Below are 20,446 nucleotides of genomic sequence, written 5' to 3'. Positions count from 1 at the left end.
TTCTTTTTTCGCGTAATGCGGAAGAGGAATCCGTTCTGTTGTATTACATATGAGAAGGGGAGTTCATGAAACTAAACAGAGGACAGGATGAAGCGATAAAGCACGGGAATGGACCGTGTATGGTGCTGGCACCTCCGGGTTCGGGAAAGACGCTTATTGTCACAGAACGTACCCGTTATCTGATTGAGGAGAGCGGAGTACGCCCGGATCAGATTCTTGTAATTACTTTTACAAGATATGCAGCACGTGAAATGAAAGAACGTTTTGAAAGGCTGACTGCCGGAAAAAATTATCCGGTAACGTTTGGGACCTTTCACAGTATTTTTTATGGGATTCTAAAATGTGCCTATGGGATTGGTGCGAATAATCTGATGTCTGAAAAAGAGTCCTCTGTACTTTTACAGGAGGTCTTAGACCAGACCGATATCGAATCAACACCTGAGGTAGAAGATGAAGAGGAACTGGTGAGAGAACTTCTGCGGGAAGTCGGCATGGTAAAGAACGGACTTTGTCATCTGAAAGATTTTCACAGTAAGTATCTTACACAAGATGAGTTTGCAGAAGTGTTCCGCAGCTATGAGCATCAGAAAAAAGAACTGAAAAAATTTGATTTTGATGATATGTTGGTACAGTGTTATGCACTTTTCCGGAAAAAGCCGGAGATTCTGCAAGGATGGCAGAAGCGTTTCCAGTATATCCTGATCGATGAATTCCAGGATATCAACCGTGTGCAGTATGAAGTGATCCGGATGCTTGCAGCACCGAGGTACAATTTGTTTGTAGTCGGGGATGATGATCAGTCCATTTATGGATTTCGTGGAGCAAAGCCGGAGCTGATGCTTTATATGAAGCAGGAATTCCCGTCACTTCGGACCATTTCGCTGACGGTGAATTATCGTTCTACCGAATTTATTACCGGAGCAGCGGCAAGAGTGATTTTGCATAATGATACCCGTTTTTATAAGCGTGTACAGTCATTTCGGGGAAGAGGACAGAATGTTCATGTGCAGGAAGTCCTGGATGAACAGGAAGAGGCGCAGTATGTAACGGAAGAGATCCAGAAAAAACTGGACCAGGGAATAAAGCCGGGAGAAATTGCTGTACTTTTCCGGGCAGCAGTCCAGGCGCGAATGATTTCGGAAATATTAAGCGAACACCGTATCCCGTTTGAAATGCGAGATTATGTGACCAATTTTTACAGGCATTTTATTGTAAAAGATATGATGGCATATCTGCAGTTGGCAGCAGGAAAGCGGGACAGGTCGCTTTTCCTGACAATCTGTAACCGACCACTCAGGTATCTGGCACGGAACAGTATGGAGAACCGGCAGGTAAATTTTGAGGATCTGCGTAAATTTTATTGCGATAAGGACTGGATGCTGGATATTATTGACCAGTTTGATGTGGATGTCCGTATGATGAAGAATATGGCACCTTATGCGGCAATCCAGTATATCCGGAAAAAGATCGGATATGATGATTTTCTGAAGGAATATGCCGAAAAACATCAGATTTCGTGGAAGCAGCTGATGGATGTGATGGCAGAGCTTGAGGAGAGGAGTAAAAACTTCAAATCCTATGATGAATGGGAAATCCATATTGCAAAATATACGCAGGAGCTGGAAGAACAGCAGGCAAAGGCAAGGAAGATCAAAGGAGAGCGGGAGAATAAGGTACAGCTGATGACGATCCATTCAGCGAAAGGACTGGAATTTGAGGATGTATTTGTGATCCATGCCAATGAGGGTGAGATTCCGCATCAGAAGGCAGAAAAGAAAGACGAGATTGAAGAAGAGAGAAGACTTTTTTATGTAGCATTAACCCGTGCGAAGAATAATCTCTGCATTTCCTATATTACACAAAAAAACAGGAACAGTATCAAACCGTCCCGTTTTGTGGAAGAACTTTTAGGTCAGAGAATAAAATAATTATTCTTCAATATCAAAGCCTTCAAATTCCTGTGTATCAAGCCATTCATCAAACTTATCCGCAGCGCGGTCATACTCATCATCATCTTCGATATTCTGAAGATCATGATCGGAGCCGCCTGTGGTATCACGGATAAAGCGATAGATCCATACGTCTCCGTCCTCATTTCCACCGTCTTCATCAAGCGGAAGAAGTGCAATGTATTCGGTAGAATCCATATTAAAAGTTGTGATAATGGCGCATTCGATTTCCACATCGTCATCAAGTGTCAGTGTGACAACATCGGATTCAAGCAGATTATGTTCCTTTTCCATTGTTCAGTTCTCCTTTCAATCTGATACTATCACTCTAACAGAGTATGGGGATATTTGCAAGGGGAAAAGTATTGACATTAGCGGTAAAAAAGATACAATAAAAGAAAGGTTTCAGGGAGGTTTATCTATATGAAGAAAAAGATTTTTTCTATCTTTCTTGTGATGGTTCTCTGTATTGGCATGACTGCAGGCTGTAAGAAGAATGTTGGGACAAGCCAGGACAATGCAATAGCAGAAGAGGACGATGACAGCAAGGAAGAGGCAAAAAGCTATCGTTTTGGATTTAGTTGTATTACCATGGAAAATCCATACTATATTACACTTGAGCAGGCACTGAGAGAAGCAGTCGAAGCACAGGGAAGTACGCTGGTGACAAAAGATCCGGCACTGAATGTAGACACCCAGATCGAGCAGATCCATCAGATGATCAAAGACGGACTGGATGCCATTTTTCTGTGTCCGGTATCAAGAGATGCGATCACACCTGCTCTGGAAGAGCTTAAGGAAGCCGATGTTAAGATCATCAATATTGATACGGAAGTTAAGGATACGGATTATATTGAAGCTTTTATTGGTTCGGATAATAAAGCTGCCGGACAGCTTTGTGGAGAAGATCTGATACAGCAGAGTCCGGATGGTGGAAAGATTGTAATTCTTGAAGGTCTTACACAGAATTCTATTGTAGAGAGGATTACAGGCTTTGAGGAAGCAATTGCCGGAAAGGGATTTGAGATTGTAGGAAGAGCAGATGTCAGTGGAGATTTGAACGAGGCAAGAGAAGCAGCTAACAAGATTTTTGCAGAGAATAAGGATGTTACGGCAGTAATGTGCGGGAACGACCAGATTGCGCTTGGGGCACTGGTTGCAGCAAGAACAGCCGGTCTTACTGATGTAAAGATTTACGGGGTAGATGGTTCTCCAGATCTGAAAAAAGAACTTCAGAAGACGGATTCCCTGATTCGCGGAACAAGTGCGCAATCACCGATCAAACTCGGAAAAGAATCGGCCAAAATCGGTTTTGCTATTTTAAACGGGGATGATTATGAAAAGACAACGTATCTGGATGTATTTTTTATTGATGCCTCGAATGTAGATATGTATGGAGTTGACGGATGGCAGTAACAGGGGGAACAGTGGATATGAAGACAGCAGTGGGATTTCCGTTTCCACAGGGATGTACTGTGGAAGGACAGACAGCGAATTTTTCGGTAGCAGTTCCGGAAGGACAGACATGTGAACTGATTATTTATAAAAAAGGTGCCAGGGCTTCAGCATTTTCACAGGAGATGCCATACTCTGATGTGGCAGGAAATCTGCACTTTCTCTCCGTGGTGCTGGAACAACCGGAAGATTATGAATATTGTTATAAAATCGGTGGAAAGATAGTTCCGGATCCATATGGAAAAGCATTTTCAGGCAGAGAACACTGGTCTGTGTCAAAGGGAAAGGAAAAGAGAAAACTGCGTACCCGGATCGTAACAGATACATTTGACTGGGGAAAGTCGCAATTTCCGCATCTGAAAAAGGAAGATGTGATCGCCTACAGTCTTCATGTCCGTGGATTTACAAAACACAGTTCGTCCGGAGTCGCACACAAAGGAACGTTTGACGGAGTTACGGAGAAACTGCCCTATCTTCAAAAATTGGGGATTAACCAGATCCATCTGATGCCGGTTTATGAATTTGATGAGAATCAGAGGCATGTGAATTACTGGGGATATGGAAAAGCATATTTCTTTGCACCAAAAGCATCATATGCAGCAGGAGATCCGGTGAATGAGATGAAGTCACTTGTTCGTCAGATGCATCTTGCAGGGATTGAAGTTATTCTTGAGATGCCTTTCACAGAGGGAACTACGTTTTCTCTGATTTTAGATTGCCTGCGTTACTGGGTGATGCAGTATCATGTGGATGGATTTATTGTGAATCCATATATCTGCAATCCGGATGAACTTGCAAAGGATCCTGTGCTTGCGAAAAGTAAGATCCTCAAAAAAGAAGACGGATTCCAGAATGTGATGCGCCGTTTCTTAAAGGGAGATGAGGGCATGATCCGGGATGTGATCTGCCAGCTGAAGAATCAGGATACACAGCTGTATAATTATATTGCAAGCCACAACGGATTTACGCTCTGTGATGTAGTTTCCTATGACGGAAAGCACAACGAAGCAAATGGTGAGAATAATCTGGATGGTCCGGATTATAATTACAGCTGGAACTGTGGGGCAGAAGGGAACAGCCGGAAAAAGGCGGTTAACGAGTTGCGGAAGAATCAGATATTTAATGCGTTCTTTTTACTTTTATTTGCACAGGGAATGCCGTGTATCCTTTCCGGGGATGAATTTATGAATACCCAGAAAGGAAATAATAATGCATACTGCCAGGATAATCTGATATCATGGCTTGACTGGAACCAGCTTTCCAGACAGGAGGAATTATATACATTTGTATGTCGATTGATTGCACTTCGCAAAGCCTGTATGAAGCAGATAGCGAAAAAATCAGAAGACACGATGGGCAGAAGCGGAATCCCTCAGATTTCCTATCATGGGGAGGATGCGTGGCAGATGCCGGCAGGGCGTGCAAGCAGACAGCTTGGTGTATTCTATCATGAAGAAAGTACAGAGAAGGACTTTTATATTGCATATAATATGCACTGGCTTTCGCATTCATTTGCACTTCCTTCCCTTCCAAAAGGAATGGAATGGGTGTGCATAGCAGGGACAAAAGAAGGAGTCCTGGATGAAAAAGAAGCAGTTCCGGTAAAAGATAAGAAGGTTCAGCTGGAGGAGCGAACGATCAAAGTTTTTGTTGGAAGGCAGGCTAAAGAATGAAAATCTGGAAACATTTTTGCACCATAACACATCACAAATATCTGGTTATGAAGAACTGCTTTAAGGTAGGACTTTACAGACAGGGACTTTTGCATGATATGTCGAAGTACTCTCCGGCGGAGTTCTGGGTTGGGTGCAGGTATTTCCAGGGAAACCGGAGCCCGAATAACGCAGAAAGAGAAGAAAAGGGCTATTCTTCGGCATGGCTGCACCATAAAGGGCGCAATAAACATCATTATGAATACTGGATTGACTACGGACTGGAAGGGGAACCAATGCTTACCGGGATGAAGATGCCCAAAAAGTATGTGGTCGAGATGTTAATGGACCGGATCGCAGCATCCAAGATTTATATGAAAGATAAATATACGGATACGTCACCGCTTGAATATTATCTTCACGGTATTGCAGGGGACTGGATGCATAAGGATACCAGGGCACTTCTGGAAGAACTTCTCTATATGCTTGCGGCAGACGGGGAAGAGAAAACTTTTGATTATATCCGGAATACCGTGTTGAAAACGAGAGATTATTAGAAAAAGAGGATAAAAACATGGCAGATTTACCAAAGGATCCAATGATTCTTCTGAGTGTGGTCAATACAAAATTACGGGATTTTTATGCAGATCTGGATACTCTTTGCCAGGAGATGCAGATTGAGAAAAAAGAACTGACAGAGAAACTGGCATCCATTGATTATGAATATGATGCAGGGCTGAACCAGTTTGTATAGAGAGGTTAATAACATATGAATAATATTGATTTTGATGCAATAGATCTTACCAAAGAAGCTCCGGTCACTGAGCCGGAGAGACAGTACTATTACATTGCCAAAGCGCGGAAGTATGTAAGCGAAAAAGCACAGGAGATCGGAAGAGATCTGACTTTTTGCGTGACGACTTTCGGTTGTCAGATGAACGCTCGTGACTCCGAAAAGCTGGTCGGTGTTCTGGAACTGATCGGATACAAGGAAGAGCCGGATGAAGAGAAAGCAGACTTCGTTATCTACAACACCTGTACCGTCCGTGAAAATGCGAATCTGCGTGTTTACGGACGTCTGGGACAGCTTGGTGCAAAGAAGAAAAAGAATCCGCATATGTTCATCGGACTCTGCGGATGTATGATGCAGGAACCGACTGTTGTAGAGAAGATCAAGAAGAGCTATCGGTTTGTTGACCTGATCTTTGGAACTCACAATATTTATAAATTTGCAGAACTGATCGTGACAAGATTTGAATCTGAGAGAATGGTGATCGATATCTGGAAGGATACCGATAAGATTGTGGAGGATCTTCCAAGCGAACGTAAATTTTCCTTCAAATCCGGTGTTAACATCATGTTCGGATGTAACAATTTCTGCAGCTACTGTATCGTACCGTATGTGCGTGGACGTGAGAGAAGCCGTAATCCAAAAGATATCATTCGCGAGATTGAAGGACTTGTGGCAGATGGTGTGGTAGAAGTTATGCTCCTTGGTCAGAATGTAAACTCTTATGGAAAGAATCTGGAAGAGCCGATGACATTTGCACAGCTTCTTCAGGAGATTGAGAAGATTGAAGGACTGGAGAGAATCCGCTTTATGACTTCCCATCCAAAGGATTTGTCAGATGAACTGATTGATGTAATGGCACATTCCAAGAAAATCTGCAAGCATCTGCATCTTCCGGTCCAGTCAGGAAGCAGCAGGATCCTGCAGAAGATGAACCGCCATTACACCAAGGAGCATTATCTTGAGGTGGTAAGAAAGATCCGCGAAGCAGTGCCGGATATTTCCCTTACAACGGATATTATCGTCGGATTCCCTGGGGAGACAGAGGAAGATTTCCAGGATACTCTGGATATTGTAAGACAGGTGCGTTATGACAGTGCCTTTACTTTTATCTATTCCAAGAGAACAGGAACCCCTGCGGCAGCAATGGAAGATCAAGTTCCTGACGACGTGGTAAAAGACCGTTTTGATCGCCTTTTAAAAGAGGTGCAGCAGATTTCAGCGGAAGTATGCTCTGTACATCAGGGAACCACACAGGATGTGCTGGTAGAAAGTGTCAACGATCATGATCCGTCATTGATGACAGGACGAATGAGCAACAACCTCCTGGTACATTTCCCGGGAGATGAAAGCATGATCGGTAAGATCGTGACAGTTTACTTAAAAGAGGCAAAAGGTTTCTATTATATGGGAGAACTCTGTAAATAAATCCAATGATTTGTGATAAAATCCAAAAGAAACGCTCATGCTATGTAAGAGATTTGCATAGTGAGGGCGTTTTTTATGGTGAAAAGAGTGAGTAAAAGGGTAAGTGAGATAGTCTTTCTGATAGCAGCAGGGGGAAGCATCTATTATCTGATCGAGATCTGGTTTCGTGGATTTTCTCATTGGACCATGTTTGTGCTTGGGGGAGTTACATTGACATTTTGTAGTTTTCAGGGCGAGGTAATGCACTGGTCTGAGCCGATGTGGATTCAAATTATCCGGGCAGTGCTTTTCCTGACATCCCTGGAATTTGTGACGGGGATTATCTGTAATAAATGGCTGAAGATCGGGATCTGGGATTACCGGGATCAGCCGTTCCAACTGTGTGGTCAGATCTGTCTGCCATTTATGGTGATGTTTTCAGGACTTTTGTGCCTGGCGATCGTGCTTGGAGGAGTGGTGCTCTGGGGTGTATATGGGGAGGAAAAGCCGGAGTTTCATGTATTGTAAAAGGGACTTAAGCATTTTTTGATATGTGAAAAATGACGAAATTAAGATGAAAAGAGTCGTGGGAAACCAAACTCTTTTCATCTTTTTTGTGGATGTTTACAAAAATGAGCATAAATGCATTTTGTTAAATGTAAAATGTTGACAATTTTCGAAGAATTCAGTAAGATACAAGAAAGGTTCAAGATAAAAAACAAGTGAATATAATCATGGAAAAAGGAGGGAAGCAGGAAAAATCGGGGAAAATATAAACTGTTTTTATTGAATGAGAAGTATATGTTATTTGGAGGAAAAATAAAAATGAATCAATATGATGAAGCCTTAAAAAAGGAGACCGCGTTTTTAGGTCAGCCTAGGGGAGTGGGGACTCTCAGTTTTGTACAGCTTTGTTCATCTTTTTCAAGTTACGCAATGAGTGCTATAATGATCTATTACCTGTATGCAAATGCACCTGCAGGTCTTGGATTCGATAAAGCGGATGCAGCACAGTTGATTTCTTTATACGCAACTGTAGTCGGAATGACAACCATCATCGGAAGCTATGTCTGCGATCGTATCCTTGGATGTCGTAGGTCACTGCTTGTAGCCAGAGTTACCGGATTTATCGGTTATACTTTACTTGCATTTCCACTTGGGGTAGTAGGATATGCAGCAGCTATGGGATGTATGGTATTCGGTTCGCTCTTCGCAGGAAGATGTATCGAAACTCTGATCGGTAAATTCTATGATGAGAACGATGGAAGACGTGACAGTGCCTTCACAATTTCTTACGTAATTTCCAACATCGGTGCAGCAGCTCCGGCTCTTGCGGGTGTAATTGCAGCGAAATGCGGATACCACGCAGCATTCGCATTAGCAGCAGTTCTCTCATTCTTAGGTACTGTTGCTTATATTGCTACTTACAAAAAATTCTTCGGAAATATCGGTTTGGAACCGGATGATCCGCTTCCGGCAGATAAGAAACGTTCTTTCGTTGTAAAAATGCTTATTGTTGTTGCTATCGTAGGAACAGCTTTAGCAGTTTCATTTGCAACAGGAAAGCTGAAAATATCTTCCTTTGCAAACGTAGTAAGTACTATTTCTATCTTTATCCCGCTTGCTTATCTTGTCTTCATCTACTCAAGCAAGAAGACAGAAAAGCATGAGAAAAAGAAAGTGCTTTGTCTGCTTCCGCCATTTATTTGTAATGCCGTTACACTTTTGATCTGGACACAGACAATTTCAATCCTTGCTATCTTCTATGAAGAAAAAGTAAACCGTGTGATCTTCGGAGTAGAAATTCCGGCAGCTTCCTTCCAGACAATCCCGGCAATCTTTGCGGTTTGCTTTGGTAGCTTCCTTACTATGCTTTGGACAAAACTTGGCAAGAAACAGCCATTCGGAACAACAAAGATGGGATTCGGAACGATTTTGTGGGGACTTGGCGCAATGATCATTGCACTCCTTTATATCATCTACCCAGGCGATGCAAAAGTAAATGCATGGTGGATCGTATTGTTCTATGCAGTACTGATGTTTGCTGAAGGATTTACATGCCCGATCGGATATTCGATCACAGCAGTAGCAGCGCCAAAAGCCTTTGTAACACAGATGATGACTGTATGGTCAATGTCTCAGTCAGTAGGAGCTGCTCTTAACATGATCCTCGTTAACTTCTATAAAGAAGGAAGCGAAGTGCCGTTCTTCATCGGAATCGGCGCGGTGGTAGCGATTCTGGGTGCAGTTGTACTTGTATTCAGCAAGAAGCTTGCAGAAGGAATGGGAATGGAAAGAGAAGCGTAGGAAGTTTCTCGAGAATAAATCAAATAAATGTCCTCTTAAAGAAGAAATAATAAAAAGTATCAAAAAAAGATCCTTGGCAGGCAGAGATGTCCGGCAAGGATTTTATAATTCTATAACATTTTGCAATAAAGGAGTGTCCTAAGTGCAAAAAGAGCAAGCCTGTGAGGCATAGTGGCTTTTCTTGGGTTTATGTGGAGAACGGGGAAGGAAATGTAATCGAAAAAGAGGAAATAAAAGTAAAGCTCTCTTCTATAATGACGGGAAAAGACAGTTATGTTATACTAAAAAACAAATGATTCAAGATTACTCTTTATCCACTAGAGATGAGGTGAAAGATGGCTAAAGTAAAAGAAAGCGGAATAGGAAGAATGATTTTTGATTTGCGAGTAAAATCAGAATACACATTAAACCAACTCGCTAAAGGTGTATGTTCTGTTTCAGAATTGTCGAAATTTGAATCGGATGAGATTATGTTAAACTTTTTTCAAATAGATAGATTATTTTCCAGACTTGGAAAAACACCTACAAAGCTTGAATACGTGCTTTCAAAAGAAGCTTATGAGATTTATAAACTCAGATATTACATAGAGAAAAATGTTGCAACTAGATCACTTAATAAGGCAAAGTATTATTTAAATGAATATGAAAGTTTGAAACAATCAAAAGAACCTCTGCACAGACAATTTATCGAGATGCAAAAGGCTCAAATTGCATGGATGGAAGAAAAAGATTTTAATGAAATAATAGATTTGTGTGAGCAGGCTATTCATAGAACAATATTTGATACAGATATACCAAAAAATCGTTCTCTGCTAAGTTCGGATGAACTTAATTTAATCTTGTTTTATTGGGAGATAAGTTACGAAGGAGGGAAAGGAAAAGCAACTAAAGAAATAAAAGATGTTTTAACATATTCGGAATATCATTTTGTAGATCATGAAGAATTAGCTCGAGTATATCCTTATGCTGCTTTGTTGGCAGCAAAATATCCTTCTTCTATTTTTAGCAATGATGAGATAGTACTTATTCTTAGAAAGGCAATAGAATTATTAAGAGATGAAGGAAAGCTATTTTTGTTGCCAGAGATTATTAAAGAATATGAAAAGTATAATAACATTATTACAGAAAAAAGTGATTTAACTCGATTCATAAATGCTAGAAAATCTTTGATTGAAATTGGGAAAATATACCAAATCAATTATAATAAATTGCGTTTATTTGAACAAATAAGCCGAGATTTTAAATTGGATTATGAAATAATACGTAAGAATAGAATTGCAGAAAAAATGTCACAAGAAAAAATGAGTGAAGAAGTTTGTACGAGAGAAACATTATCACGAATTGAGAGGGGCGTAACCTGTCCAACACAAAAAAATTTAGAAAAATTGTTATTGAAATTAAATCGCGAAGGAAGGAGAGTAGACACTGAGATTATAACTGATTTTAACGTGTTAGAAAAAAAGAAAAAATATTCAACATATGTTTATCGTTTAGAATATGATAAAGCGGATTTGATTTTAGAAGAATTAAAAGAAGATTTAGATCAAACAATTCTAAAAAATAAACAATACATTCTAGGTGAAGTACTCCGGAGAAAATTACGTGATGGAATTCTTTCATATGAAGAAGCTGTAATTCTTTTATATGAAATTTTAAATTTAACAGTAAATGTGGAAAATATTTTTGAGTATACACTTACCTCATATGAGATCAATTTATTAAATCAGATAGCCATCATATATTCAAAGAACGGAAATATCGATTTGGGAATTGGAATATATGAAGAAATATTGCGTAATCTTGATGAAAGTGAGTTAGAAGTGGTTTTTCGTATGCAGGATTGGGATTTGGTTATGTCTAATCAGGCTTCTTTTTTAGAAATAAATAATCAGCCTCAAAACGCAATAAAATTAACAAAAAATCGTATTAAAACATCCCTTGAAATAGGTAGAGGAATCGATCTTGGAAGGGCATTATCCACTATGGCGTGTGCCTTAGAGCAAGAGAATAAGGCAGAGTGTAAGTACTATTTTAATTTATCTGCTGATATTTTATTCTTAATGAAAAATTATAAAAGATATGAACTGATAATGAAATACTTAGATAGATAAACTTATAAGTTAATAAAAGTCTATGACATTTGTTGAAATAAATATTTTATCAGATATCGTAGAAAAATACATTATATAATGATAATTTAATTCTAACAAACAAAGGAGGAGGTGTATAAATATGGAAATTCTCAAGCAAAAGAATGATAATTTGATTGAAAGAATTAAACATGTTAACATGGCTACAAATGGAAATTGTGGACCAGGTGCTTGTGGTAATCAATGCAGAAACTAATAAGTAATAGAATGTGTGAGTTGGTTATTACTATATAATATGACTAAACTCACACATTTTATTAAAGCATATAGGAAAGCTACTATTTTGAAAATACAAAAATGAGGAATAAAAATGTACTATATAGTTGGATGTCTTGAAGAAAGAGAACAGAATGATATTATATTAAAATCAACATTATATGATAGCGAAATTAAACTATCAGATGAAATATTTAAAAAAGAGTATTATAGTTTAAAAAAGAACGGCTGCAAGAGTTTACATTCTTTTTTAGAAAAAGAGTTAAATATGCAAGGAATGCTATTGAATGAATATGAAATCAAACAAATAACTTCAACATTAACAAAGCATTACAATGAAATATTGTTATTAACTATAATGCCGACAGAATCTTGTAACTTTAGGTGTGCATATTGCTATGAGAATCATGATGATATTGTTATGAATGAAGACATTATACAAGGGTTGGAAAAATATATAGAAAATAGCTATCATCAATATAATCATATAAGCATTAGTTGGTTTGGAGGAGAACCGACATTGTGCAAAAAAACAATTTTAAGAATCAATCAAAAAGTCAAAAAATTGCTTAATTGTGAAAAAAAGTATTCATTTTCCATGACAACAAATTAATTTAGATGCCATACATAGATTGCCTAGTGATATATATAAATTTAATATAATGATTAGAAACAATATTTATGCAGATAATTCCGATTTTACATGGTATAAATTTTTAGATGAAAAATATGGAGATGACGAACGTTTCGGAATTCTTGTGCGACAAGTAGGAAATTTAGGTGGAGATATTGATACGAAAAATATCTTGTCCGAAAAAGAAGGAAAGTTGCTTATACAAAAACATGTTGAATATATAGATAAACTTAGAATTAGATGTGATAACAATGGAATTGAAAAAAATCTTGATATAGGTAGAGGAATGTGTTATGCATCATATAAAAATGGATATACAATTCGAGCAAACGGAAAGGTGCAAAAATGTACAGTTGCGTTTGATTTAGATGCGAATGAAGTAGGATATTTAGATTCGCATGGATACTTACACATAAACGAAGAGAAAAATAAAATATGGTCTGATAATAATATTGCAAAAGATTGTTATTCTTGTAATAAAATCTTTACTTGTTTAAATAAAATGTGCCCACTAAAAAAAGTAACTGACAAAACGTATAAATGTAATGAATACCAAAGTTTTTTTACACAAACTACATTAAACGATTTTTAAGGGAGAGAATAATTGCAAACATATCTAAAAAAATATAAATTCCAGAATCTGCTCATTATTTTAGAGCTGATTTGCACAAACCTGCTGTTGCTTGCAAGTACACTTATCACTATGCGGATGGCAAGGCTGGTTATGGATGGCGATTTTAAGGGAATAGTTATCTGTTCTTTGCTGATAATCGTTATTTATCTGATTCTGCATTTCATGTTTTGGAAAAATGATGTGCATACGACGAAAGTGATTGCCCGCATGAATCAGGATATGAGAAGGGATCTTAACCGTAGGATTCTGGCAGCAGGAACACAGGAATTGGGAGAGAATGACACCGGAGAATATATTTCCTGGTATACGAACAATTTGAAAGAGGCGGAAAATCAGGGATTTTTAAATTTTTATAATGCTGTTGATGCAATCATCAAACTGATTATAGGAACGGTAACACTTGCCATGATTCAGTGGAAGCTGCTTCTGTGCACTGTTTTGACAACAGGAATGGTATATTTATATACTCATTTTTTTCCTGGAGATGTGAGTGAAGAATCAAAGAAAGTATCCGATGAATGGGAATCATTTACACAGATTGTAAAAGAACAGCTGCAGGGGGTAACTGTTCTAAAATACTTCGGACATCAAAAGGATTTCAAAAACAGGATTGGCCAGGCATCAGAGCAACTGGAAAATCAAAGATACCGCTATGTAAAATGTAAGGGTAAAGCATCGCTAAAAATGAAAGCGGTAAACGCACTGGCGGGATTGATTAATAATCTTGTCCTTTTTGGAATGTGTGCCTTTAGGATCATACCGGCTGAAATTTTTTTCGGTGGAGGTAACCTGACATATCAGGTAAAAGATGCAATACTCTCTCTTTCAGAACTTAAGATTGCTTTTGCAGGAGCAAAACCATATTTCGATAAAATCATTTATCAGGAAAAGAACGACAAGAAAAAAGAACCATTACCGCCGGTAAAGGAAAAAATCGAAATCAAAAACCTTGGGTTTTCTTATCCAGGTCATGTAGTCTTTGAGCATTTGAATATGGATTTCAAGATTGGTGGAAAATATGCCCTTGTCGGAGAGAGTGGAAGTGGAAAAACAACGCTTCTCAGATTATTATTGGGACAATTACAGGTAAATAAAGGCGCAGTTTTATTCGATCAGACGGATGCGTGTGCTTATGACCCGAAATCATTCAGTGACCAGATGGCATACATTGAACAAAATGTATTTCTTTTTCACACAACTATTCGAGAAAACATAACTCTGGGAGGGGATTTCACAGAGGAACAGATTGAAGAGGCTTTAAGAAATAGTGCGCTTTATAAAGACCTTAGGCTTTTTGAGAATGGTTTGGATACAGATGTTGGAGAAAACGGAAGAAAGCTCTCAGGTGGACAACGGCAGCGGATTGCTGTTGCCAGGGCACTTATCCATAACCGTAAGATTTTGATCATGGATGAGGGAACTTCCGCTCTGGATAAGGAGAATGCAAAAATAATTGAGGAATCTCTGCTGGAAGAACCGGATATTACGCTGATTTTGGTAAGTCATCATCTAGATAAAAATGAAATAGAAAAATACACAAAGGTATATCATCTTGGAGAGAAGGTGAGCGCATGAAAAAATATCTGATCAAATATAAATGGCAAAACTTCCTTCTTTTTCTGCTTTTAGTTCTTACAAGTGGAGTGTCGACCGGATACGCTTTCTTGCAGATGTATATCGGTAAACAGGTCATGGAAGGGAATTTCCGGATGGTCCTGATCACGGTGGTGTGCAATACCGTTTTGATTTTTGGCAACAGTATTTTGTTCTATATTCAAAATAAATATCAAACCTATCTCATCGCGAAAATGAATCAGGATTTTCGAAACGATATCAGTAATCGGATCATGAGAACTTCCTTTGAAAAGCTTTCCGCTACGGATACCGGAGAGTATTTATCGTGGTACACAAATGATGTTCGCGAAGCGGAAAACCAGGGATTCCAGATTTTTTACAGCTGTATGGAAGAGGCGTTACAGCTGAGCCTCGGAGCAATTTCCCTTTTGTTTATCCGATGGGAAATATTGCTGCTGACAATTGTCGTTTCCGTGATTTCACTTTATACAAGCCGGATATTTGGCGATAAGGTAGAGGAGTATTCAAAAAAAGTATCAGCGGCAACGGAAAAATATACTGACAGAATCAAAGAACAGATTGCCGGATTACCTGTGACACAGGCTTTTGGACTTGCCAAGCGTTTCGAAAGCAAAATTAACGCTTCTGGTGATGAACTGGAAAAGGAAAGATGCAATTTCGCTGAAAAACAAGGAAAAGAAGGCTATAAGGCAATGGTAATCAGCATTTTCGGAATCAATGCGATCAACATGCTGACATTTGTTCTTTGTGTATTACGTATCATTGCACCGGAGGTTATTTTTGGAAGTATCAATCTGACAAACCAGGTCGGAAATTCTTTTGGACAACTTATTTCTTACCGTTTGAAAATGGCTGGAGCACGCCCGTATTTTGCCAAAGCCGAAATGCAATCAGCTGACGAAGAACCGAAGGCAGAAGCAGCACTTCCTTCCTTACAAAAGGAAATCAAAGTTGAGAATCTGTCCTTTTCTTATGGCGAGCAGGAAGTCCTGAAAGGACAAAACCTTATCTTTCAAAAAGGTGGAAAATATGCGATTGTTGGAAAGAGTGGCTGTGGTAAAACAACTCTTTTGAAATTGCTGCTTGGTCAGCTGAAAGGATATAACGGAAAGATCTTATATGACGGAAAAGAACTTTCCTCATATGATGTAAATTCTTTTTACGAGCAGATGGCTTATATAGAGCAGAGTATATTCCTTTTTGACACATCCATTCATGATAATATTACTCTGGGTGATGGCGTCAGTGCAGAAAAATTGGAAGAGATTCTGGCAATGAGTGCTTTAAAAGAAGAAGTCAAAAAGTTCCCGGATGGACTTGAAACAAAAGCAGGGGAAAATGGGAAAAATCTTTCCGGAGGACAAAAGCAGCGGATTGCCATAGCCCGAGCACTTGCCCATGACAGACAGATTTTATTTGTCGATGAAGGCACATCTGCGCTTGATGCTGAAAATGCAATGGTAATCGAGCAGGCACTTTTGGCATGCAAAAATCTGACATTGATCCTGATTACACATCATATGAAAGAAGAAAATCTTCCGCTATTTGATAAGGTATATCATTTGGGAGAATAGAAATTTAAAATATGAAGGGAGGCCGCCCCATGAATCAAAAAGCAGGTGAGATATTTTTTCCAATATAAGATTAACGTATCTTTTGGCACCCTAATCTTATATTGGAAAAAAATGAGTGATAAAAAGGATTATTTTGTTGGAAACGGGGTTTCTTTAATTTTGACCGCTAACATTATTGTATCCTATCCTTCTGATGCAAAATCAATTATCCGTTGCGAGCTTAATTGGAAAACAGGATCTACCATTTATCAAAGTGATCAATACAGCCAGTTTAACAGCAAAGAGCCAGTTTATACCGCAGGAGCCCTCATTTATCTGTTACTTATCATAGTATATTCTTACTTTTATACAGGGATTATCTTTAATGCAATTGAGGTTGCCCACGATCGGTGTATTTATTCATCCAACACTAAAGAACACGTTTATAAATACCCTTGCTGTTCTGATGATCGCCATTGTCGGGGCAGCAGTATACAGGGGAATTGATTATGGAATGACAAAAATTATTTCCCTATTATTCTAAGGACCGGAATACGGTCCTTTTTATATGAATCTTCCATACTGTTTGTGGTTTTTTCAGAACACTAGGAGGTGATTATTTGGTCGATACGAATGTACCTAATAACGGAAAGCTTCTATATGTCCGTAAAGGAAGCAAGCCGATTAATTGGCATATCAGAAAAGACCATGAGAAATCTTGCTTATGAATTAAATATTCAAGTCCGTATTGGGAAAAGAGTCTTGATCCATAGAAAAAAACTTGAGAAATGGATCGATGCACAAACTCGACTTCACTAGGATTTTGTCGTAATCATTGAAAGTAGGATTTCCGGTGCTGGATGAAAGCAAATTCTCGGTTCATATCTTGAAAAGCAATTTAAAATTTGTTAAGATGATACGGTCAATATCTATCCTGGTGAGTTAGAAAGAAAGGATAGGTGATTGCCATGGGAAAGGACTTAAAAGGAAAAGAAATAGGTAAGGGTATTATCCAACGTAAAGATGGCTATTATCAAGCCTGTATTTATCAAAGAGGATATGGAAAACCTATTTACCTATATTCAAAAAATTTAAAAGAAATAAAAAAGAAGAAACAATACAAAAAAGAAATTTGGGATTAAAAATAGAAACTGAAAAGATTACACTAAATCAATGGTTTGAACAGTGGATGAGTCTTTACATGATCACCCGTTTAAAAAAGACAACAATCTCCAATTATTTAAATTCTTACAGGCGTTGTGAAGAATACATAGGTTACATGAAGTTAAAGGATATACAAATGACAAATATCCAATACATGATAAATGACCTTTACAAAAAAGGTTATACGATATCAACAATCAAAAGTTCTGTTTCTGTAATCTATTCCTGTTTAGAAAAAGCAGTTACACTGAGAATTCTCTTCAATTTTGAAAAAGGCTATATAGACGTCTATAAAACATTAAATCGAACACCTATATACTATGATGAGCATGGTAATAAATTGGAAGAACATTATTACACAGTGCAAATTACAACCCCTAAAAAAGCAGCTAGTGTACGGAAAGTTCCTTTGCTGAAAGTTGTAGCGGACGCATTAGAAAGCTGGCGAGAAAAACAGAACGCAGATAAACGGAAATTGAAGAAAAAATGGGGTGTAAATAATTCGCTGCTGAAAGATTATCCCGAACTAATATTTACTACACAATATGGTAACTATTATTTATCGACACAAGCTGAACGGGAATGCAAGCGAATTACATCAATAATGAACAGACGGGAAGAAAAAATGCATTGAATGTATGCATAATTATACATTTCCTGATAATGATACAATCACAATAAGTTCGAAAACAATGTAAACATCGGTGTACAAGGGGTACAAACAAGATAAAATAGAAATGAGGGGCGATAGAGCGGAAATGTCAGATTTTCCACTCTATCTGAACACGGTCGCTGGTGGCCTTGATCGTAGAGATCAAACCATCGGCGGCTTTTCTTTTGTCGTCAAAATCTATGCTGTCCCAGTTATCGAGATAATAGGATAACTTCTTTATCTGCTGGGGAGATATGGTTTCAACGCTCAATTCAGCGATTGCCTTTGAAATGGTCTGGCGTCGGGTGTCCAGTTCTTCAATTTTTTTGTTAGCGTAGGCAAGCAAGGTCGCATTGGCTCCGGTTAGCGTATCCAGCAGCTTTTCAATTTCTGCCTCCACCTGTGCCAGCTCCACTTGATAGGCGGTCAGTTTCGGATTGACTTTTTCCTCTCTGCTGTGGAGTATCTGAAAGTCTTTGAACTTTTCCTGCATGGCCGAGAAAATGAATTGCTCAAATTCTTCTTTGCGGATTTTCCCGCAGCCCGGACAGCCTTTGTTTTCCGTCCGTTTGGTACAGCGGAAATATCCGGTGCTGTTTGGTACATGGGTGGCTTTCAGAGCATACCCACAATGCCCGCATTTGATTTTTCCGGCCAGCCAAGTGTTCTTCGGTTTCCGTCCCTGCTGGAAGGTGGTATTTGCCATAAGTTTTTTCCGGCATTTCAGCCATGTGTCAGAGGAAATGAGTGCTTCATGGGGAGCGATAACAAGTATCTGGTCTTTTAAGCACCTGTCCTTGTCCTCTTTCACATCCCGCCCCTGATAGAGATAGCAGCCGTTTGTTCCGGCAAAGTCAGAAGCGTCATTGACAATCGCTGCACCCTGACTCTTGAAAAATTCGTACAGCTCCAAATCGGCCTGTGCGTAAACGGGGTTTCTTAAAAGCTGGGAAAGAAATGTACGGAACATGGATTTTCCATAAATTTTTATGTCATGTTCCTCGAAGTATCGGGTAATATCTCCGAAGGAGGTTTCCGGTTCAGCGTACATTTCAAACATCAGCCGAACATGGTCGGCGGCTACGGGGTCGGCAACCATTTTCTTTGTGCGGATACCCTCTACCACAGTAGGCTCTAACTGATAACCGTATGGCGCCTGCCCGCTCATGTGGAAGCCTTTCAGGCACCGTGAATAGTAGGCGTCTGTGACACGCTTCTGAATTGTCTCACGTTCAAGCTGGGCGAATACAATGCAGATATTCAGCATGGCCCGGCCCATCGGGGTCGAAGTATCAAACTTTTCCGTGGAGGATACAAACTCCACATCGTACTCTTGAAACAGCTCCATCATCGTTGCAAAGTCCAGAATAGAGCGGCTTATACGGTCCAGCTTGTACACGATGACCCGCCGGACCTTTCCTTTGCGGATCTCGCCCAGCAACTTTTGAAACTCCGGTCTGTCCGTATTCTTACCGGAATAGCCTTTGTCCTTAAATACCCGGCAGCTCCCGCCTTTCAATTCATACTTGCAAAAGTCGATCTGACTTTCAATGCTGATACTGTCCTTGCGGTCTACTGACTGTCTTGCGTAAATACAATCTTCTCTGATAAATTCCATATTGGGCTCCTTTCCTTGTTGGAATGGAGCTACCAACCTTACAACTATATTATACCATCAGCAGCCCCGGACAACAATGTTGCGAATGATTAGGGAAATCTGTCCCCATATTTGCTGAACACCTCAAAAAGACAGCGCTCAATTTCTTTTTTGCGCTGTTCTTTCTCCTTCGGGGGAAGTACCGGCGTGAGGCTTTCCAGCACAATGATCTTCCCTTGAAATGCGACAGACTTTGTTTCTCGTTCATAAGTGACAGCTTGCGTCATTGAAAACCTCCTTTGCGAAAGTGCGTGTATATGCCAGCCTTTCCCACTTGTCCCGTGGGGAAATGTCAAAAGACGGCGCTCCGCAGGTGCCGCCCTTTGAGCTTTCTCCACTTCGGGTCGATATGGCCCGAGCTCAGTAAGGACTGGAATGGTACTTTTCTTTGGCGTCCTCCACGCTGTTGAGGTCAAATACTTCATAAAGCTGCCCCACAACACGCCGTATATCCTTCTTTGAAAATCCGCAGTCCTCCATTGCCATAATGACATAACCGCGGCAGGCGTCATTGCTCCATTCGTCCGTTTCCAAGCCGGGGATCATTCCAAACGCATTTCCCATAAAGTGCTCCTTTTTTGAAAAGATGGGGAGCCACGCCGGATCGGTTGGCCTATCATCAGACAGCAT

General features: G+C 39.4%; 21 protein-coding genes. 17 read left to right on the top strand and 4 right to left on the bottom strand.

Features of this window, described 5'->3' with window-relative positions; genetic code table 11:
- The first annotated feature begins 65 nt into the window (after positions 1-65).
- The gene (locus tag PGZ10_RS00270; RefSeq protein WP_270540424.1) at positions 66-1,928 is read left to right on the top strand and encodes an ATP-dependent helicase; all 1,863 of its coding nucleotides are present in this window, start codon (positions 66-68) and stop codon (positions 1,926-1,928) included.
- Here PGZ10_RS00270 and PGZ10_RS00265 read toward each other — a convergent pair whose 3' ends face one another.
- Positions 1,929-2,243 carry a DUF1292 domain-containing protein gene (locus tag PGZ10_RS00265; protein WP_008375343.1) on the bottom strand — a complete coding sequence of 105 codons (315 nt, stop codon included), beginning with the start codon at positions 2,241-2,243 and terminating at the stop codon, positions 1,929-1,931.
- Positions 2,244-2,372: 129 nt separating this feature from the next.
- On the opposite strand from PGZ10_RS00265, the gene PGZ10_RS00260 reads away from it, so the two are divergent.
- From PGZ10_RS00260 to PGZ10_RS00190, 16 genes are all read left to right on the top strand, one after another.
- Positions 2,373-3,365 carry a sugar ABC transporter substrate-binding protein gene (locus PGZ10_RS00260; RefSeq protein WP_117558217.1) on the top strand — a complete coding sequence of 331 codons (993 nt, stop codon included), beginning with the start codon at positions 2,373-2,375 and terminating at the stop codon, positions 3,363-3,365.
- Complete coding sequence (locus PGZ10_RS00255; RefSeq protein ID WP_243271927.1) at positions 3,356-5,077, top strand: alpha-amylase family glycosyl hydrolase; 1,722 nt, start codon at positions 3,356-3,358, stop codon at positions 5,075-5,077. The genes PGZ10_RS00260 and PGZ10_RS00255 overlap by 10 nt, the downstream gene beginning before the upstream one ends.
- Positions 5,074-5,613 carry a DUF5662 family protein gene (locus PGZ10_RS00250; protein ID WP_008375346.1) on the top strand — a complete coding sequence of 180 codons (540 nt, stop codon included), beginning with the start codon at positions 5,074-5,076 and terminating at the stop codon, positions 5,611-5,613. Before PGZ10_RS00255 ends, PGZ10_RS00250 begins: the two co-directional genes overlap by 4 nt.
- Positions 5,614-5,630: 17 nt before the next feature.
- Positions 5,631-5,810 (top strand): DUF4250 domain-containing protein, encoded by a 180-nt coding sequence (locus PGZ10_RS00245; protein ID WP_008375347.1) that lies wholly within the window; start codon positions 5,631-5,633, stop codon positions 5,808-5,810.
- A gap of 15 nt (positions 5,811-5,825) precedes the next feature.
- Positions 5,826-7,274, top strand: coding sequence for a tRNA (N6-isopentenyl adenosine(37)-C2)-methylthiotransferase MiaB (gene miaB / locus PGZ10_RS00240; protein WP_270540423.1), 1,449 nt, complete (start codon positions 5,826-5,828; stop codon positions 7,272-7,274).
- Between the two features lie 75 nt (positions 7,275-7,349).
- Positions 7,350-7,781 (top strand): putative ABC transporter permease, encoded by a 432-nt coding sequence (locus PGZ10_RS00235; protein WP_270540422.1) that lies wholly within the window; start codon positions 7,350-7,352, stop codon positions 7,779-7,781.
- 273 nt (positions 7,782-8,054) lie between these two features.
- Positions 8,055-9,560, top strand: a complete 1,506-nt coding sequence (locus PGZ10_RS00230) for a peptide MFS transporter (RefSeq protein ID WP_330674199.1) — start codon at positions 8,055-8,057, stop codon at positions 9,558-9,560.
- 335 nt (positions 9,561-9,895) lie between these two features.
- Positions 9,896-11,671 (top strand): helix-turn-helix domain-containing protein, encoded by a 1,776-nt coding sequence (locus PGZ10_RS00225; protein ID WP_270246703.1) that lies wholly within the window; start codon positions 9,896-9,898, stop codon positions 11,669-11,671.
- Between the two features lie 349 nt (positions 11,672-12,020).
- Positions 12,021-12,539 carry a radical SAM protein gene (locus PGZ10_RS00220; protein ID WP_270540421.1) on the top strand — a complete coding sequence of 173 codons (519 nt, stop codon included), beginning with the start codon at positions 12,021-12,023 and terminating at the stop codon, positions 12,537-12,539.
- A gap of 49 nt (positions 12,540-12,588) precedes the next feature.
- Complete coding sequence (locus PGZ10_RS00215) at positions 12,589-13,152, top strand: hypothetical protein (RefSeq protein ID WP_270246705.1); 564 nt, start codon at positions 12,589-12,591, stop codon at positions 13,150-13,152.
- 12 nt (positions 13,153-13,164) lie between these two features.
- Positions 13,165-14,769, top strand: a complete 1,605-nt coding sequence (locus tag PGZ10_RS00210) for an ABC transporter ATP-binding protein (RefSeq protein ID WP_270246706.1) — start codon at positions 13,165-13,167, stop codon at positions 14,767-14,769.
- Positions 14,766-16,364: an ATP-binding cassette domain-containing protein gene (locus tag PGZ10_RS00205; RefSeq protein WP_270246707.1), complete on the top strand. Its 1,599-nt coding sequence runs from the start codon at positions 14,766-14,768 to the stop codon at positions 16,362-16,364. The genes PGZ10_RS00210 and PGZ10_RS00205 overlap by 4 nt, the downstream gene beginning before the upstream one ends.
- Before the next feature lie 111 nt (positions 16,365-16,475).
- Positions 16,476-16,850 (top strand): hypothetical protein, encoded by a 375-nt coding sequence (locus PGZ10_RS00200; protein WP_270246708.1) that lies wholly within the window; start codon positions 16,476-16,478, stop codon positions 16,848-16,850.
- Positions 16,851-16,976: 126 nt separating this feature from the next.
- Positions 16,977-17,162, top strand: coding sequence for a DUF6462 family protein (locus tag PGZ10_RS16920; RefSeq protein WP_442872539.1), 186 nt, complete (start codon positions 16,977-16,979; stop codon positions 17,160-17,162).
- A 149-nt stretch (positions 17,163-17,311) separates the two neighbouring features.
- A complete protein-coding gene (locus PGZ10_RS00195) occupies positions 17,312-17,485 on the top strand; it encodes a hypothetical protein (protein ID WP_270246709.1) in 174 nt (57 codons plus the stop codon).
- Positions 17,476-18,141 carry a hypothetical protein gene (locus tag PGZ10_RS00190; RefSeq protein ID WP_270246710.1) on the top strand — a complete coding sequence of 222 codons (666 nt, stop codon included), beginning with the start codon at positions 17,476-17,478 and terminating at the stop codon, positions 18,139-18,141. The genes PGZ10_RS00195 and PGZ10_RS00190 overlap by 10 nt, the downstream gene beginning before the upstream one ends.
- 127 nt (positions 18,142-18,268) lie before the next feature.
- On the opposite strand, the gene PGZ10_RS00185 is transcribed toward PGZ10_RS00190, so the two are convergent.
- The 3 genes from PGZ10_RS00185 to PGZ10_RS00175 form a co-directional block, all read right to left on the bottom strand.
- Positions 18,269-19,777 (bottom strand): recombinase family protein, encoded by a 1,509-nt coding sequence (locus PGZ10_RS00185; RefSeq protein ID WP_015553871.1) that lies wholly within the window; start codon positions 19,775-19,777, stop codon positions 18,269-18,271.
- Between the two features lie 89 nt (positions 19,778-19,866).
- Entirely contained in the window at positions 19,867-20,043 is a 177-nt protein-coding gene (locus PGZ10_RS00180) for a hypothetical protein (RefSeq protein WP_167541534.1), read from the bottom strand.
- A 133-nt stretch (positions 20,044-20,176) separates the two neighbouring features.
- Positions 20,177-20,380 (bottom strand): hypothetical protein, encoded by a 204-nt coding sequence (locus PGZ10_RS00175; protein ID WP_118709570.1) that lies wholly within the window; start codon positions 20,378-20,380, stop codon positions 20,177-20,179.
- Positions 20,381-20,446 lie beyond the last annotated feature (66 nt).

Source organism: Coprococcus sp. AF102-57, assembly GCF_027686195.1.
In the GTDB taxonomy this organism is placed as follows: domain Bacteria; phylum Bacillota; class Clostridia; order Lachnospirales; family Lachnospiraceae; genus Allocoprococcus; species Allocoprococcus comes.
Note: the sequence above shows the minus strand (reverse complement) of the source record. Positions and strands in the feature narration are given on the sequence as shown.